Source organism: Peribacillus sp. P4_C12 (assembly GCF_056402095.1).
The window spans coordinates 1-2644 of the sequence record NZ_JBFUIB010000495.1 but is presented as its reverse complement, the minus strand read 5'-3'; the positions used below and the strand labels follow the sequence as shown (position 1 = coordinate 2644).

General features: G+C 40.2%; 2 protein-coding genes. Both read left to right on the top strand.

All coding sequences use genetic code 11. The annotated features are described in order from the left end of the window. The first annotated feature begins 135 nt into the window (after nucleotides 1–135). Nucleotides 136–1857, top strand: a complete 1722-nt coding sequence (locus tag AC1DUW_RS25455; protein WP_377442945.1) for a ribonuclease J — start codon at nucleotides 136–138, stop codon at nucleotides 1855–1857. A 188-nt stretch (nucleotides 1858–2045) separates the two neighbouring features. After that, the coding region (locus AC1DUW_RS25450) for a ClpP family protease (RefSeq protein ID WP_477643782.1) at nucleotides 2046–2644 on the top strand (599 nt) is incomplete at its 3' end.

Sequence of the window (2644 nt, the reverse complement as noted above, 5' to 3'; positions counted from 1 at the left end):
GTCATGTGTTCACCCTTAGCAGRGGGAATGGATGCCTTCTACATAAATGCAGGACTATTTTTAAAATAGGAAATAAAGTAAAAAAATTCCTTAGAAAATGGTATGTGTTGTCATGTTTTTTGAACATCGGTTATAATGAAATCATTGGGAAATTATGAACGGCGATTTTTTAAGGAGGATATTCGATTGGGTAAAGATAAAAATAATGGAATAAAAGTTATTTCTCTTGGAGGACAAGGGGAACTTGGTAAAAATATGTACGTCATTGAGGTAAATGAAGACCTCTATCTTCTTGATGCAGGATTAATGCTGCCAGAAGAAGAAATGTTGGGAATTGATGCGGTAATTCCTGACATTTCTTATTTGATGGATAATAAAGAACGGGTACAGGGGATTTTCATTACCCATGGTCATGAAGACCATATGGGTGCGCTTGCTTATGTATTAAAATATTTACCGGTACCTGTTTACGGTACAAAGCTTACACTTGCTTTAATCAAAACAAAATTAAAGGAAGACGGCTTTAATGGCAGGGCAACATTTACTGAGATCGATTCAGATTCTCTTTTAAGTTTCCCTCAAGCAGCCGTGTCCTTTTTCAGGACAAACCATAGTATTCCCGATTCTGTCGGAGTTGTAATCCATACGCGTGAAGGAGCCATCGTCTATACAGGGGATTTCAAATTTGATCAAGCTGCAACCGATCTTTATAAACCAGAAATCGGTAAAATGGCAAGTATTGGAGAAGAGGGTGTCCTTTGCTTGCTATCTGATAGCACAGGAGCGGAAAGACCGGGTTATACGCCATCTGAAGCAGTTGTGTCAAGGGATATTACAGAAGCCTTCCATGCAGCTTCTGGAAGAATTATTGTTGCTTGCTTTGCTTCAAATATTAATCGAATTCAGCATGTCTTCAATGCAGCGGCGGCTAGTCGAAGGAAAGTGGCTGTTGTGGGTAAAAGCTTGCAACGTGTTTATGAAACAGCCTTAAATCTTGGATACTTAAAGGTCGAGGAAGAGCTGATTATCCCGGTCAATGAAATTAACAAGTATGATGATCGTGAAATCGTTGTATTATCGACTGGGCATCAAGGAGAGCCTATTGCAGCGCTTCAAAAAATGGCGAAACAGACTCATAAGCAGGTAACGATTAAAAAGGGAGATACAGTCTTGATAAGTGCATCCCCCTTACAGGGCGGCGAACTTATTTTATCGAAAACCGTTGACTTACTTTACAGGGTAGGTGCAGAGGTAGTATCTGCTAGTAAATATAAAGTGCACGTAACGGGTCATGGCAGTCAAGAAGAACTGAAAATGATGATTAACTTGATGAATCCTAAATTCCTTATCCCAGTACATGGAGAATACCGTCATTTATATGCCCATCAAAAAGTAGGAATTGCTGCAGGGGTAAAACGGGAAAATATCGTGATTGCTGAAAAAGGTGATGTCATCGAACTAAAAGGTGACAAAATGGGCCTATCCGGCAAAGTCACTGCAGGAAATATCTTAATTGACGGGAGCGGTGTTGGAGATGTGGGTAATATCGTACTCCGTGATCGTCGCTTGTTATCACAGGATGGCATTTTAATCGTCGTTGTCACATTGAACCGTCAAGATAAAAGTATTGCAGCTGGCCCAGAAATCATTTCACGAGGTTTCGTATATGTACGTGAATCAGAAAAAATGATTGGGGAAGCTACTGAGATTGTAAGTGAAATCGTGAAGAAAAATGGATCGCGCCAACCTTTCGATTGGTCTACTCTGAAACAGGAAATGCGTGATGCCTTAAATCAATTCTTCTATGAAAAAACGAAACGCCGTCCAATGATTTTACCAATAATCATGGAGTATTAAGTAAAAAAAACCTGACAAATTATTGTCAGGTTTTTTTTTATCTAAGTGAAACCTCTTTATCTTGAAGAATGAAGTCTGAGACTCGTGACATAATAAAGCTATAGGCTTTAGAGAAAGGGGTTGGCATAGTGGATAATGCACCATTACCAAATGAAAATGAAGGCCGGCAGGAAGGTAAAAATTCGACTTTGATTGAAAAAATCCAGCAGCTGGGAACTACAAACGTCCCGCAACTATCACAGGACTCAAAAATCCATTGTTTGACGATCATTGGACAAATTGAAGGACATATGCAGCTGCCGCCTCAGAATAAAACGACCAAATATGAACATGTTATTCCACAAATTGTGGCAATTGAACAAAATCCAAATATTGAGGGACTGCTAGTTATTTTAAATACAGTAGGAGGAGACGTTGAAGCGGGGCTAGCCATTGCCGAGATGTTGGCATCCCTATCCAAGCCGTCCGTGTCGATTGTACTTGGCGGGGGCCATTCTATTGGTGTTCCGATTGCTGTTTCCTGTGACCATTCCTATATAGCTGAAACAGCGACTATGACTATTCATCCTATACGTTTGACAGGTCTTGTCATAGGAGTGCCGCAAACCTTTGAGTACTTGGATAAAATGCAAGAACGAGTTATTAAATTTGTTACGAGGCATTCCAACGTCACGGAAGAAAGTTTTAAAGACCTAATGTTCGCTAAAGGAAATCTAACCCGAGATATTGGCACGAATGTGATTGGTGCCGAGGCGGTTGAAATTGGGATGATTGATGATGTTGGTGG

What these genes read in the sequence shown, in the direction of transcription:
- AC1DUW_RS25455 (WP_377442945.1), top strand. Translation starts at nt 136, where the DNA reads ATGAAATCATTGGGAAATTATGAACGGCGATTTTTTAAGGAGGATATT.